The 13,940-nt window shown below is 42.0% G+C and carries 13 protein-coding genes; 12 read left to right on the top strand and 1 reads right to left on the bottom strand.

Annotated elements, in window-relative coordinates:
• Positions 1-217: 217 nt before the first annotated feature.
• The 8 genes from FTU39_RS06870 to FTU39_RS06835 all read left to right on the top strand — a co-directional run bounded on the left by FTU39_RS06870 (position 218) and on the right by FTU39_RS06835 (position 11,189).
• Complete coding sequence (locus FTU39_RS06870) at positions 218-2,356, top strand: TonB-dependent receptor domain-containing protein (protein ID WP_180051903.1); 2,139 nt, start codon at positions 218-220, stop codon at positions 2,354-2,356.
• Positions 2,357-2,649: 293 nt separating this feature from the next.
• Positions 2,650-4,884 carry a catecholate siderophore receptor Fiu gene (locus FTU39_RS06865; RefSeq protein WP_180051902.1) on the top strand — a complete coding sequence of 745 codons (2,235 nt, stop codon included), beginning with the start codon at positions 2,650-2,652 and terminating at the stop codon, positions 4,882-4,884.
• A 159-nt stretch (positions 4,885-5,043) separates the two neighbouring features.
• Positions 5,044-5,727: a Fe2+-dependent dioxygenase gene (locus FTU39_RS06860; RefSeq protein WP_004974842.1), complete on the top strand. Its 684-nt coding sequence runs from the start codon at positions 5,044-5,046 to the stop codon at positions 5,725-5,727.
• Positions 5,724-6,830: an alpha-hydroxy acid oxidase gene (locus FTU39_RS06855; protein WP_004974839.1), complete on the top strand. Its 1,107-nt coding sequence runs from the start codon at positions 5,724-5,726 to the stop codon at positions 6,828-6,830. The genes FTU39_RS06860 and FTU39_RS06855 overlap by 4 nt, the downstream gene beginning before the upstream one ends.
• 227 nt (positions 6,831-7,057) lie before the next feature.
• Complete coding sequence (gene leuA / locus FTU39_RS06850) at positions 7,058-8,755, top strand: 2-isopropylmalate synthase (protein ID WP_131260575.1); 1,698 nt, start codon at positions 7,058-7,060, stop codon at positions 8,753-8,755.
• 93 nt (positions 8,756-8,848) lie between these two features.
• Positions 8,849-10,009: a homoserine O-acetyltransferase gene (locus FTU39_RS06845; protein ID WP_004974835.1), complete on the top strand. Its 1,161-nt coding sequence runs from the start codon at positions 8,849-8,851 to the stop codon at positions 10,007-10,009.
• The gene (gene metW / locus FTU39_RS06840) at positions 10,009-10,602 is read left to right on the top strand and encodes a methionine biosynthesis protein MetW (RefSeq protein ID WP_004974832.1); all 594 of its coding nucleotides are present in this window, start codon (positions 10,009-10,011) and stop codon (positions 10,600-10,602) included. The genes FTU39_RS06845 and metW overlap by 1 nt, the downstream gene beginning before the upstream one ends.
• On the top strand, positions 10,599-11,189 hold the full coding sequence (locus tag FTU39_RS06835; RefSeq protein WP_070153255.1) for a tetratricopeptide repeat protein: 591 nt from the start codon (positions 10,599-10,601) through the stop codon (positions 11,187-11,189). The genes metW and FTU39_RS06835 overlap by 4 nt, the downstream gene beginning before the upstream one ends.
• 50 nt (positions 11,190-11,239) lie before the next feature.
• On the opposite strand, the gene FTU39_RS06830 is transcribed toward FTU39_RS06835, so the two are convergent.
• Positions 11,240-11,485, bottom strand: a complete 246-nt coding sequence (locus FTU39_RS06830; protein ID WP_242769824.1) for a cytoplasmic protein — start codon at positions 11,483-11,485, stop codon at positions 11,240-11,242.
• A gap of 130 nt (positions 11,486-11,615) precedes the next feature.
• Between FTU39_RS06830 and rdgB the strand changes: the two genes are divergently transcribed.
• The 4 genes from rdgB (at position 11,616) to tatC (ending at position 13,907) form a co-directional block, all read left to right on the top strand.
• Complete coding sequence (rdgB, locus tag FTU39_RS06825; RefSeq protein ID WP_154320316.1) at positions 11,616-12,242, top strand: RdgB/HAM1 family non-canonical purine NTP pyrophosphatase; 627 nt, start codon at positions 11,616-11,618, stop codon at positions 12,240-12,242.
• 169 nt (positions 12,243-12,411) lie between these two features.
• A complete protein-coding gene (gene tatA, locus FTU39_RS06820) occupies positions 12,412-12,636 on the top strand; it encodes a Sec-independent protein translocase subunit TatA (RefSeq protein ID WP_004974820.1) in 225 nt (74 codons plus the stop codon).
• A gap of 18 nt (positions 12,637-12,654) precedes the next feature.
• Positions 12,655-13,125: a Sec-independent protein translocase protein TatB gene (tatB, locus tag FTU39_RS06815; RefSeq protein WP_167846331.1), complete on the top strand. Its 471-nt coding sequence runs from the start codon at positions 12,655-12,657 to the stop codon at positions 13,123-13,125.
• Positions 13,122-13,907 carry a twin-arginine translocase subunit TatC gene (gene tatC / locus FTU39_RS06810; RefSeq protein WP_004974811.1) on the top strand — a complete coding sequence of 262 codons (786 nt, stop codon included), beginning with the start codon at positions 13,122-13,124 and terminating at the stop codon, positions 13,905-13,907. The genes tatB and tatC overlap by 4 nt, the downstream gene beginning before the upstream one ends.
• The last annotated feature ends 33 nt before the right edge of the window (positions 13,908-13,940 follow it).

The following is a 13,940-nucleotide window of genomic DNA, read 5'->3' as shown; positions in this document are numbered from 1 at the left end:
TTATATGACAACATTAAAGGATATACAAAATACGTTCTGATCTCGACTGAATTTTTTTAATCGTCACGCTATTTTCTGTAAATTTTCAACTTTGTGTATATTTCTTGTTGTAAATAAGAATCCTTATCATTATTATTAGCCAACTCCTTCATGAATGATTCTAATTACCATATAGGTCTGAATTAGGATCATTGATTCATATTAGAGATATAATTTTATGGCTAAGTTCAACCTACACCCGCTGTGTCTTGCATTACTTGGGGCAACCTCTACTGCTGTTTTCGCAAATACCTCTACCGATTCGACTTCAACCCACCAACTTTCCACAATTGTGGTTTCAGCGGCAGGTTTTGAACAAGAGCTAAAAAATGCACCCGCATCTATAAGTATAGTCAGTAAAGAAGATATTGAGAAAAAAAATGCGACCAGCATTGCAGACTTACTGGCAGATGTTCCTGGTATCGATATACGTTCTGGTGTCGGTAAAACCTCTGGTCTAAATATAAAAATGCGTGGTCTTGGAAATGATTACAGCTTAATTTTAATTGATGGTCGTCGTCAAACTACCTCTTCAGATGTTACCCCAAATGGTTTTGGAGAAACATCAAACGGATTTTTACCCCCACTGGCTGCAATCGAAAGAATTGAAGTGATTCGTGGACCTATGGCTACTCGCTATGGCTCAGAAGCGATGGGTGGTGTGATCAATATCATTACCAAAAAAGTGTCTGATGAGTGGAATGGGAATGTCACTGTCAGCGGTAATGTCATGGAAAGTAATGCCGAAGCAGACTCATGGAAAACCAGTTTTGTCGTCAATGGACCACTGATCAATGACCGTTTAGGTTTGCAACTACGTGGCAGCTATTTAGACCGTCAACGTTCAGAGCGTATTCAGGGTTCAACAGGTCGTGACCCACGCCCAAGCAAAGCTGATAATTATGATATCGGTGCAAAATTAGACTTTAAACTTGATGATCAAAACTCTTTTTGGATCGATGGTTTTTCATCAACTCAAAAATATGACAATTCAGATCAACGTTTGGGTAACTTCATTTCTCGTGGCGGTATTGCAGGATATGAAGATGAACTTGAGTTTAATCGTATTCAAATTGCTGCAGGTCATGATGGACAATATGACTTCGGTTTGTGGAAAACTTATATCAGTCAGAATACAACTGAGACTAAAGGACGCACCATTCCAACGGATGCATTTCCAGCACTTGCAGGACAACCCCGCAAATTAGAAAATACTGATTTAGTCTTTGACTCACATTTAGTCACTCCAATTGCGAACCACAAACTCACTATTGGCACCGAATATAAAGACACTACTATTGCAGATGATATCGCAGGCATTGGTAAAGAATTTACTCAAGATACTTGGTCACTGTATGCTGAAGATGAATGGCAATTAAGAGATAACCTTTATTTTACCTTTGGTGGACGCTACGAAGATCACAGTGGTTTTGGTGGACAGTTTAGCCCGCGCGCATATTTAGTATGGAATACAACTGATGACTTAACGATTAAAGGAGGCGTCAGCACAGGCTATAAAACTCCATCAGCCAAAGATTTGTATAACGGTATCAATGGTTATAGTGGACAAGGTGCAACACCAAGTCTCGGAAATCCTGATCTAGATCCAGAAACTTCAGTCAACTATGAACTTGGTTTTAATTATCAACCGACTGATGCTTTAAATTTAACGGCAACAGCATTCTTCAACCAAGTTGAAGATAAAATTATTTCTAAAACATTTAGCTGTCAAACCAATAACTGTTCTAACTTCAGCAACAAAGTTACCTCTTTTAGTAAAAGCTTTAATGCTGATGAAGCAGAAATTTACGGATTAGAAACTTCATTGCAGTACCAAATTATCCCAGAATGGGATATCAAAGCCTCCTACACCTTTACAGAATCAGAAATCACCAAAGGTGATGATAAAGGGTATGCTTTAGAATCAACTGCTAAACATTTACTTAACTTGACTTCAACTTGGCATATTAATGATGCATTTGATATTTGGTTACAACATGAGTACCAATCTGGTCGCCCTCGCTTTACTGCCAAACCAACAGATGCCGGCTCACAAAGCATTGAAGTACAAACAAATAATGAGTTCTCTGGGTATAACCTCTTTAACTTAGGCACAAGCTATCAATTTAACGATCACATTCGTATTAATGCTGCGGTAAACAACTTACTAGATAAAGACTTTACCCAAAATATGGATTACATCGATATCAATGGTGATACACAACAGGCATATAAATATCTATCTATCGGACGCAGTTCTGAAGGTACATATTTAGCAGGTCGTAACTACTGGCTCTCTGTTTCTTATGACTTCTAAGTCTTAAAACTTCATCTCAAACCCTGCTTCGGCAGGGTTTTCTGTCTTTACTCCCAAGCCTTTCACGTTCACATCGTTTTATTAAATAAAAATATTGATAATGATTATTATTTTCAAATAAGAATTAGAAAAAAGTGCCGTTCCGCACATTGTTGTTGATAATGATTCTCAATACAATTAGCAACAATTGTTATAGACGTCATAACAACAACTTCACACTTTATTCATTTTGAACTAAAAACGCTGAATAAAGCGTGGCCTCCTGTTGGTTTACATTTAGGGAAATACCATAAATGGCACAGATCAAAAGCCGCAAACACAATCGCTCTGCGCAACTGATGGCTTTAGCCGCCTCTCTTCCACTACTTGCACATGCCGCAAGCCCTGAAGATGACGTCACCCACTTACCCACCATTACGGTTAAATCAGAAGCCGAAAGCAAATACAAGGCAGACCGTTTAAGTTCTGCAAAATATACACAGCCGTTGTTGGATACCCCACAAACAATTTCTGTGATTAAAAAAGAAATGCTACAAGAACAAGGCGCAACGTCCTTAGTTGAAGCCTTACGCAATACACCAGGCATTACTCTACAATTGGGAGAAAATGGCAATACTAGTGCTGGCGATGCCTTTCAAATGCGTGGTTTTTCCACCCAAACCTCGACCTATGTTGATGGTGTCCGAGATTTAGGCGCAATCAGCCGTGATGTATTTAACATTGATCAAATTGAAGTTGTCAAAGGCCCATCGGGTTCAGAAGCGGGTCGTGGTGCAGCATCGGGTTATATCAATTTAGTCAGCAAATTACCGCAAAGTGAAAGCAGTCAGGAAATTTCTGCAACTTACAACACAGCACAACATACAAGACTTTCTGCAGATATTAACCAGGCCATCAATCCAAATACCGCATTTCGTCTAAATGTAATGGGGCAAGAAGGCGGCATAGAAGGACGTGACTATATTGAAAACAATAGTTATGCCATCGCCCCTTCTATTGCCTTTGGATTAAACACTGCCACACGCCTTTATTTATATTCTCAACACATCAGACAACGCAATATTCCAGATGGTGGCATTCCAACTGTGGGCATGCAAGGCTTTTACAATACCGATTCACTGTTAGCCACTGCGCCTAAAGTTAATCGGGAGAATTTTTATGGTCATGTCAATGACTATGAAGATGTCGATGCTGATATGTTCACCGCAAAAATTGAAAGTGATTTAACCGATCAACTCAAACTGACCAATATCACCCGTGTAGCGAAAACCCACATGAATCGGGTTTTAACAGGCATCAATACAGGTGCAAATGGTCTTCGAACCAATGGTTCATCAAACCCTGCCGAATGGGAAGTGAACCGCTCCCGCCAAGGCGTCGATCAAGAAAATAAAATTCTGGCCAATCAAAGCACTTTAAACTGGAGTGTCAAAACGGGGGCAGTACAGCATGATGTTGTTGCAGGCATGGAGTTTTTAAAAGAACAGCAATCTAGCAAACTCATGGCAACCCAGATGCCTGGCGAAGCCACTGCCGATACACCGTGGGCCAATCTTTATCACCCAGACCGCAATCAAGCCATGCCAGCGCTTATTTATAATGGCGGTTATACCGATGGTGAAACCCAAACGGCAGCCGCATATTTATTTGATACTCTAAAATTTGGGGAGCGTTTTCAACTGAATGGTGGCGTACGGGTCGATTATTATGAAACAGATTATCAAGGGCTTACTCTGCCACGTGGGGGAAATGCTTTGGTGGCCACAGATCTGAGCACCCACGATACGCTGTTCAGTTGGAAACTTGGCGCTGTGTATAAGCCTACGTTAAATAGCAGCATTTACGCTGCGTATGCAAAATCACTAACGCCACCCGGCAGCACCAACTTCACGCTGTCTGAATCAGGCAATGACGCCATTAATGCGCAGCCTCAAGAAACCCATCATTATGAATTAGGCAGCAAATGGGAGTTATTGCAAGGCAAACTGGCTGTGGCTGCTGCAGCGTATCGCACAGAAAATGAAAATCAATCGACCATTGATCCGATTTCCCAGCTTGCCGTGCAGGAAGGCAAAAAACGTGTCGATGGTGTTGAGCTAAGTGCTGTAGGTCAAATTACCGATGCCTGGAATGTTTCTGCAGGCGTTGCCCACATGAAAGTTAAACAACTGAATCAACGCTCATCGAGTAGCACAACATTATCTGAACGCTGGTCGCCTGAATGGACAGCAAGTTTATGGTCGACCTATGACTGGGCGGGCTTTAAATTAGGTTTGGGCGCACGTTATGTCGATGAACAAAAACGAGTTGTGACCGACAGCAACGCACCTGCCAACATGCCAAATATTCCAGGCTATGTCGTATTTGATGCATTGGTAGGCTACAACTTCAACAAAAATGCCTCGTTAAATTTAAACCTTTATAACCTTGCCGATAAAGAATACATCAGCACGTTAAACAATGGTGGTGGTCGCGTTGTACTTGGACAGCCGCGCTCAGCAGCACTCAGTTTAAATTACAAGTTCTAAGTTGTTGCAGCTAATCTGTGTTCCTCTACAAACAGGCTGCAGATATGGGTTCGAGGGATAGATCATTTTGCATACTGTCTATCGCTCGAACTTTGCATGTTGAACAACGCTGTCGAATATTCGGCTGTTTGAATTAAAACTTTTTCAGGAAGAATCGATATGATGCTTCACATTCCAGAAGTTCTTAGCAAAGTGCAAGTCCAACAGATTCGCGCTGAATTGGACACTGCAGCTGCATGGCAAAATGGTCAATTCAGTGCAGGCGCACAAGCACAGAAAATTAAACAGAATTTACAATTTGACCTGCAGCATCCGAGCTATGTAACTCTGTCACAAGACATCCTCAGTGCACTAAAACAACAGGCTTTATTGCAGTCCTTTGCCTTGCCGCTGCACATTCTGCAACCCATGTTCAATTGTTATCAAAACACAGGAACTTATGGCAATCATGTCGATAATGCCGTGCAATATTGTGCACAAGTACGACGCCCGATTCGCACCGATGTATCCATGACCCTATTTTTAAGTGAGCCTGAAGAATATCAGGGCGGTGAACTGATCATTGAAGATAGTTACGGTAGCCATGCGGTTAAACTCAATGCAGGCGATGCCATCGTGTACCCTGCCACCAGTTTACATAGAGTCGAACCTGTCACCGCAGGTCAAAGAATTGCAGCATTTACATGGTGTCAAAGTATGGTCAAAGATGACTGGCAACGCAGTATGTTGTTCAATTTAGATATGACTATTTTGCAATTGCGTCAACAACTTGGAGATACAGCAGAAGTATTGGCACTAACCGCACATTATCACAATCTGATTCGTCAATGGAGTCAGTTATGAATACCACGCCATTGGCAGCTTTGAATCACATCCCGCCACATTTACACACCATTGCCGACTATCAAAAACAGGCGCAATTACATTTAGATGCAGCCACTTGGGCCAATTTAGAAGGCGCTGCAGGCGATGAATATAGTCTGAACAACAATTTACGTGCGTTTGCCGATATTCAATTATTGCCCCGTCATTTAAATACTTTTGCAGGGGCAAATACGCAAATTCAGCTCTTGGGCGAACAGTATCCACACCCAATTTTTTTAGCACCCGTGGCTTACCAACAACTGTTTCATCCACAGGGGGAAATTGCTACAGCGCAAGCGGCAGCCGCCCTACAAGCCCCCATGATTCTCAGTCATTTAAGTACCACTTCAATGAGCACACTGAATCAGGTTTCGGGCGCGGCAAAATGGTTTCAACTGTATTGGCAAGGCAGTCGTAAAGCTGCTTTGGATTTGATTTTTCAAGCGCAACACTATGCCTATCAAGCCATTGTACTCACGGTTGATGCACCGCACATGGGCATTCGAGATCGGGAACGTCGCGCTGCTTTTCAATTGCCTGCACATATTCGGGCGGTATATCAATCATCTGTAAATACCACTCCGCTTAAGGAAAATCAGCACCCTCTTTTTGATGGATTGATGCAGCAGGCTGCCACATGGGAAGATATTGCTTGGTTGCTACAACACAGTCCACTGCCTATTTTACTCAAAGGTATTTTACATCCTGCCGATGCGCAGCAGGCATATCAGTACGGAGCACACGGTATTATTGTGTCTAATCATGGTGGCCGAATTTTAGATACCGCGGTCAGCCCAATTCAAATTTTAGGCACGATGCGAAAAATTTTATCGCACGATTTCCCAATTTTATTAGACAGTGGGATTCGTCGTGGCACAGATATTTTTAAAGCACTGGCCTTGGGAGCAAGTGCGGTTTTGGTCGGTCGTCCATATATTTATGGCTTGGCAGTTGCAGGCGCGCTAGGGGCAGCGCATAGCATTAAACTGTTAAAGGAAGAATTTGAAGTCACAATGGCACTTATGGGAACAAGCTGCATCAAACAAATCAACAGCAGCTATATTTATCACCAAAATAGCTAATATCAGAAAAATATTTCACAACACATGCCGTATCTGTAAAAAACAGGGAATTATTACCCTTGCAGATCGATTAACATACAGATATTGGTTTACAAGTGCCATGATTCTACTTTTAGCGATAGCCTCCTGAAAACAGCTTGTAAATTGATAGAATAGACACAATCTATATTTATAGTAAGTTGCCGTTATCCACGCGATGCAACCGCTACTATTCAAGGAGTTTTCACATGATGTTGGCAGATCCAAGCAAAAAATACCGTCGTATGTACCAGCGTGTCGATTTACCAGACCGCCAATGGCCGAATAACGAAATTACCAAAGCGCCAATTTGGATGAGTACCGACCTACGTGACGGTAACCAAGCGATCTTTGAGCCAATGAACATCGAACAAAAATTCAAAATGTTCCAAATGCTTGTGAAAATTGGTTTTAAACACATCGAAATTGGTTTCCCATCGGCATCTCAAGTTGACTTCGATTTCACCCGTAAATTGATTGAAGAAGGTCATATTCCAGATGACGTGTATATTGAAGTCTTGGTACAGGCGCGTGACCACTTAATTCAACGTACTTTTGAATCTTTACAAGGTGCTAAACGTGCGATTGTGCATATTTATAATGCCAACTCACCAACCTTCCGTAACAAAGTCTTGAATGTTGATGTTGAAGGTGCCAAACAATTGGCAATCAATGCAGCAAGCAAAGTAAAAGAATACGCAGCGAAGCAACCTGAAACAGAATGGGTATTCCAGTACAGCCCAGAATGTTTTACTGCAACTGAGTTGGAAGTGGCTAAAGATGTTTGTGATGCCGTGACTGAAATTTGGGAAGCATCGCCAACCAATAAAGTAATTTTAAACTTGCCTGCAACGGTAGAAGTGTCTACACCAAACGTGTATGCCGACCAAGTGGAATGGATGCACCGCAACATTGCGCGTCGTGATGGCGTGATCATTTCAGTACACTGTCACAATGACCGTGGTTGTGGTATTGCCGCATCTGAATTGGCAATCATGGCAGGTGCAGACCGTGTAGAAGGCTGTGTATTTGGTAATGGTGAACGTACCGGTAACGTAGACGTTGCTGCAATTGCCTTGAACATGTACACCCAAGGTGTTGCACCAGAATTGGATTTCTCGAACATCAACGAAATTATTGCCACAGTTGAAGAATGCACAGGTTTGCCAGTGCATCCACGTCATCCGTATGCAGGTGATTTGGTGTTTACTGCATTCTCTGGTTCACACCAAGATGCGATTAAGAAAGGTTTTGAATTCCAGAAAAACGAAGAAATTTGGGATATGCCTTACTTGCCAATCGACCCGAAAGACTTAGGTCGTGACTATGATGCGGTGATTCGTGTCAACTCACAATCGGGTAAAGGCGGGATAGCTTACTTGTTAGAATCGAACTACAACGTGACTTTACCACGTCGTTTACAAATCGAATTCTCACAAATTGTGCAACAACGTACCGATGAGCAAGGCACTGAAATTAGCGCAAGCGAAATCTGGAACTTGTTTAAAGACACTTACGTTGCAGTAAAAGATGCGCACTATGCGACCAAAAACTACAAACTATCTGATGAAAATGGCAATCAAGTCATTGAGTTAGATGTGGTCGTGAACGGCGAAACGCAACGCTTACGCGGTGAAGGCAATGGCCCAATTTCAGCAATTTTGAATGCACTTCAATTACCAATTGATGTCTTGAATTATGAAGAACGCAGCATTAGCTCTGGCGCACATGCAAAAGCGTTGGCATTGATTGAGTTGCAAGTCAAAGGCACAGGTAAATCTGCCTTTGGTGCAGGGGTACATGACAACATCGTGACCTCATCTATTGATGCAATTATTGCCTGCACCAACCGCTTGATTGAACAAGGCGTATTAAGCACAGATCAAGTAGTTGCAGCAGCAGTATAATCTTGCGCTAACATGTAAAAGCATTTTGAAAAGGATACCCCAAGTGGTATCCTTTTATTTATTCATCCTCAGGATTTAAGGCGAATTATTCCCGTGTCTTTTCCAGCTGACTCAGTAGGTATTGTTGTTCCAGAAAAATTCCAATTTGAAGAACCTTTAGAACTCGAATGCGGTCGTGTTCTGCCCCGCTTTGAACTCATGGTCGAAACTTATGGCACGCTCAATGCCGACAAATCCAATGCGATTCTGATCTGTCATGCGTTGTCAGGGCATCATCATGCTGCGGGTTATCATCATGCCGATGATAAAAAAGCAGGTTGGTGGGATGCCTGTATTGGCCCTGGAAAAGCCATTGATACCAGTCGTTTCTTTGTGGTGGCGCTAAACAATATTGGCGGCTGTAACGGTTCTACTGGCCCCACATCGCCTAACCCTGAAAATGACAACCGTCCTTATGGCCCAGACTTCCCTTTAGTGACGGTGCGAGATTGGGTAAAAACCCAAGCCATGCTGTCTGATCGTTTAGGCATTGAGGTCTGGTATTCGATTATTGGCGGCTCTTTGGGTGGTATGCAGGCCTTGCAGTGGTCGGTAGATTATCCTGACCGTCTGAAAAAATGCGTGATTATTGCCAGTGCACCAAAACTGTCTGCACAAAATATTGCCTTTAACGAAGTCGCACGTCAGTCCATTTTATCTGACCCAGATTTTCATCATGGGCGTTATTTGGAACATGACAGCTATCCAAAACGTGGATTGATTTTGGCACGCATGGTCGGACACATCACCTATTTGTCTGAAGAAGCCATGAAACAGAAATTTGGTCGTGACTTAAAATCTGGCAAGTTTATGTATGGTTTTGATGTCGAATTTCAGGTCGAAAGCTATTTGCGCTATCAGGGCGAACAATTTAGCCGTAATTTTGATGCCAATACCTATTTAATTATGACCAAGGCACTGGATTATTTTGATCCTGCACGTGAATACGAGCAATCCTTACAAAAAGCCATGGCGAATACAAAATGCAAGTTTTTAGTGGTGTCATTTACCACCGACTGGCGCTTTAGCCCTGAGCGTTCGCAGGAAATTGTGGATGCGCTAATTAGCAATCATAAACCTGTCAGCTATTTAGATATTGATGCCGAACAAGGACACGACTCGTTCTTGTTCCCAATTCCACTGTACGTGAAAGCCATGCGTGCATTCTTGGGCGGAACAGAACATCTTCAAGCAACCCCACAGGAGGCCGTGTAATGCGTCTTGATCAGCAACTTGCCGAAAAGTGGATTAAACCCAATTCTAAAGTACTCGATTTGGGTTGTGGCGATGGTGAACTGTTGGCACACATGAGCAAACAGCATAATATTCGTGCATACGGATTAGAAATTGATCAAGAAAAGATTGCAATTGCGATCAGTCGCGGGTTAAATATCATCCAACAAGACTTGAATTTGGGGCTTAGCCGTTTTGCAGACCAGTCTTTTGACTATGTGGTCATGGCACAAGCCTTGCAAGCAGTAGATGCACCTGACGTATTATTAAGAGATATGGTACGTGTGGGTAAACAGGCAATTATTACCTTTCCAAACTTTGCGCATTGGAAGACTCGCTCTTTTCTTGCCTTAAAAGGAAAAATGCCTGTTTCAGATGCATTACCTTATATGTGGTACAACACCCCAAATATTCATTTATGTACGTTTCGTGATTTTGAGGCACTTTGTGCCGAAAATAATATTCGCATCATTAACCGACTTGCCGTGAATGGGAATCAACAAGATAGTTTACTCAGTAAGCATCTGCCTAATTTGTTTGGTGAAGTCGCAATTTATCGAGTGAGCGCTCTATGAAAAAACTATTATTAAGCACCACGCTATTGGTTGGACTGTTGAGCATTCAAGCCCATGCAGATTATGTTTCACCGTCATCTTCTGTAGCGAGCCAAGCGGCTCAATATTCAACTATGGATATTAATGGCTTGATTAAAGCAGCCAAAGCAGGTCAGGCAGGCGCACAATTTTACTTAGCGACGAAATATCAACAAGGTAAAGACGTTCAACAAGACAGCCGTCAAGCGTTTGCTTGGTACAAAGCTGCGGCAGATCAAGGTTTATCGGCTGCGCAATTAAATGTAGGCCGTATGTTGGCGGATGGTATTGGCACGAAAAAAGACGAAGTCTTAGCACGTCAATATTTTGAAAAGGCGGCTAGCCGTGGTGATAACCGTGCCAGCTTTAACCTTGCCATGATGGAAGAACAAAAGAAAAACTATATGGGCGCGTATCAGTGGTATGAGTTATCTACCCGTGATGGCATGCTCGACAATAAAGTAATTTCTTTGTCTGAAGGTAAGAAAACCGCTTTGGCAGCTAACTTAACTCAAGAACAAATTCGTCAAGCACGTGACCGTGCTGACCAATGGATTCAAGCGCAATAAATTTAACTACGTTTGAAGTGATCTCAAAGCACCTTCGGGTGCTTTTTGTTTTATCCGAAATAAACTGCCTGCATGGCCTGTAGCAGTTCAGGGCTGAATTCTTCTACTGCAGCAGAACCTAATACCGCATCTATACCACAATGCGGACAAATTGCGGTTTGCTCATCATCACACCAATCTTCAATTTCGCTATAAGCAAAAGTTTCCAGACAGTAAAAACAGCCACAACGCTCACTTTGCTGCAGTAATGCGCGGTGCTGACTCGAATAACGGTAAATCTCTGATATTTTGCTCATCATGATTCCCCTACTTTTTGAAACCTAAATATTATTAGCATGTATGAAAACAAATCTGTGCAAGATTAAACTTTTAAGTCTGCAAAATCCGTTAAAATATCCAATATTATTTTGAATTAAGATCTGAATTATGGCTGTAACTGATTGGCGCGCTCAAGGTACTTTGGTTTTAGCAAGCAATAACAAGGGAAAAATTGCAGAATTTGAAACCCTGTTTGCGCAATTAGACTTGCCTGTGCAAGTGATTCCGCAAGGTCAACTAAATATTGAAGATGCTGTTGAAGATGGTTTGAGCTTTGTTGAAAATGCCATTTTAAAAGCACGCCATGCCGCAAAAATTTCAGGAAAGCCTGCCATTGCAGATGACTCTGGTTTATGTGTGCCTATTTTAGGCGGCGCACCGGGGATTTATTCTGCACGTTTTGCAGGCGAACATGGCAATGATGCAGCCAACAATGAAAAACTTTTGAATAAACTCAAACCACTACGTCAAGACGGCGCAGCAATTGAAGGTATGTTTGTTTGTGTTTTGGCTTTGGTTGAACATGCCGATGATCCATTACCACAAATTTTCCAAGGTATTTGGAAAGGCGAGATTTTAGCAGAAGCTCGTGGTGAAAATGGTTTTGGCTATGACCCGCTCTTTTGGTTGCCTGAATTGGGAGTGTCGAGCGCAGAAATGTCGAAAGCAGAAAAGAATAAAATCAGTCACCGTGGTCAGGCGATGCAACTGTTTAAAGCAAGTTTACAAGCTTAGATTTAACAGATGTGATTGATCTTACAGCCCGTTTTCAAACACGGGCTGTTTTATTTTCAAGCTTTACAAATCAGGTCAAACATCCCTTGTCGTCAAATCGCAACACATTCGTCACCGCATTGTCATACAGACCTGTTGAGATAGGCTCAACTATTGAGAGGTCTAAATCATGGCAGGATTATCTATTTGGCACGTGCTGATTTTTGCAATTGTGGTCATTTTATTATTTGGTACATCTAAGCTTAAAAACTTAGGTAAAGATGTAGGTGGCGCGGTCAAAGATTTTAAAAAATCAATAAAAGATGATGAGGCAGAAGCGGCGCAACTGAAAGAACCTCGTACGATTGAACATCAAGCCAATAGCAGTGATGTAAATTCGACTGTAAAGCATTAAGGCTGAGGGTTTGAGATTATGCTCAATATTGGAATGACGGAACTGCTGATTTTCGGCATCATTGCATTATTGGTGCTGGGTCCTGAAAAACTCCCTGAAGCAGCGCGTTTTGTCGGCAAGTGGTACGCTAAAATTAAACGTATGGTCAGTAATGTTCAAAATGACATTGACCGCGAATTGCGTTTATCTGAATTACGCGAGCAAATGCAGCAAGAAATGGCGCGTATTCAGGAACTTGAAGCAAAGATGCAAGCACAAATGCATGAAATGCAGCAAGAAAAAATATTTGAAGATATAACTGCAAAAAGCACACATTCCCCGCATGCCGTATCAAAAAATACCTTACAACAGCATCATTACACCTTGGTTTTAAATACTGAAAAAACCTCTGCGGTGTTACTCCCTAAAACTAAAATGACATCACATTCAAATTTATCTGCGCTACAACATACTACAGCGCCCTATACTGAAATGAAGGTTGCAGTATGAGCCAATCAAACGCTTCTGAGCTTTCACATTTGCCTGTGAAGGCAGAGCAAGCCGCATTAGAAGAAATGCCAATTACCAAGCACTTGATGGTGCTGCGTAATCATCTTTTTAAAATTGTAGGGCTTATTCTTGCCTTATTCTTCTGTTTATTGCCCTTTGCCAATAAAACTTATCAAGTATTGTCGGAACCATTACGTGCACAGTTGCCACATACATCAACCATGATTGCGACTGATGTTACCGCAACCTTTATGGCGCCGTTTAAACTAAACTTTTTTGTCGCGCTGTTTATTGCGATGCCATTTATTTTGTATCAGATTTGGGCATTCGTAAAACCAGCGTTATATGAAAAAGAAAAAAGTTTGGCGCTGCCTTTGCTGATCGGCAGTATTTGCTTGTTCTATATCGGAATTAGCTTTGCTTACTTTGTCGCCTTGCCATCCATTCTGCACTTTTTCATTAGCGTTTCCCCTGAAACAGTCGCCCCGATGACCGACATTAATAGCTATCTTACGTTTTGTTTGAAGCTGTTTTTGGTTTTTGGTTTTACCTTTGAGATTCCAATTGTCACACTTTTGCTGATTATGATTGGTGTCGTGTCTACGCAAACTTTGGTTGAAAAACGTCGCTTTATTATTGTTGGCTGTTTTTTTGTGGCCATGTTTGTCACACCGCCAGACGCTTTATCGATGATCATGCTTGCCATTCCGATGTGGATGCTGTTTGAAATTGGTTTGTTTTTTGGCAAATTAATTGAGAAGCGCCGAGTCAGTCACAGCTAATCTAAAATATTGAATTTTAAAAAGAAGCACATG

Origin of the sequence: Acinetobacter sp. YH12099, from assembly GCF_013419195.1 — a bacterium.
Lineage (GTDB): Bacteria > Pseudomonadota > Gammaproteobacteria > Pseudomonadales > Moraxellaceae > Acinetobacter > Acinetobacter towneri.
This window is presented reverse-complemented; position numbering and strand designations above follow the sequence as displayed.

Excerpts from the sequence above, each read along its gene's own strand:
- metW (WP_004974832.1), top strand. The coding sequence starts at position 10,009 with ATGCGTCTTGATCAGCAACTTGCCGAAAAGTGGATTAAACCCAATTCT.
- FTU39_RS06870 (WP_180051903.1), top strand. The coding sequence starts at position 218 with ATGGCTAAGTTCAACCTACACCCGCTGTGTCTTGCATTACTTGGGGCA.
- FTU39_RS06860 (WP_004974842.1), top strand. The coding sequence starts at position 5,044 with ATGATGCTTCACATTCCAGAAGTTCTTAGCAAAGTGCAAGTCCAACAG.
- FTU39_RS06855 (WP_004974839.1), top strand. The coding sequence starts at position 5,724 with ATGAATACCACGCCATTGGCAGCTTTGAATCACATCCCGCCACATTTA.
- FTU39_RS06835 (WP_070153255.1), top strand. The coding sequence starts at position 10,599 with ATGAAAAAACTATTATTAAGCACCACGCTATTGGTTGGACTGTTGAGC.
- rdgB (WP_154320316.1), top strand. The coding sequence starts at position 11,616 with ATGGCTGTAACTGATTGGCGCGCTCAAGGTACTTTGGTTTTAGCAAGC.
- leuA (WP_131260575.1), top strand. The coding sequence starts at position 7,058 with ATGATGTTGGCAGATCCAAGCAAAAAATACCGTCGTATGTACCAGCGT.
- FTU39_RS06830 (WP_242769824.1), bottom strand. The coding sequence starts at position 11,485 with ATGAGCAAAATATCAGAGATTTACCGTTATTCGAGTCAGCACCGCGCA.
- FTU39_RS06865 (WP_180051902.1), top strand. The coding sequence starts at position 2,650 with ATGGCACAGATCAAAAGCCGCAAACACAATCGCTCTGCGCAACTGATG.
- tatB (WP_167846331.1), top strand. The coding sequence starts at position 12,655 with ATGCTCAATATTGGAATGACGGAACTGCTGATTTTCGGCATCATTGCA.
- tatA (WP_004974820.1), top strand. The coding sequence starts at position 12,412 with ATGGCAGGATTATCTATTTGGCACGTGCTGATTTTTGCAATTGTGGTC.
- tatC (WP_004974811.1), top strand. The coding sequence starts at position 13,122 with ATGAGCCAATCAAACGCTTCTGAGCTTTCACATTTGCCTGTGAAGGCA.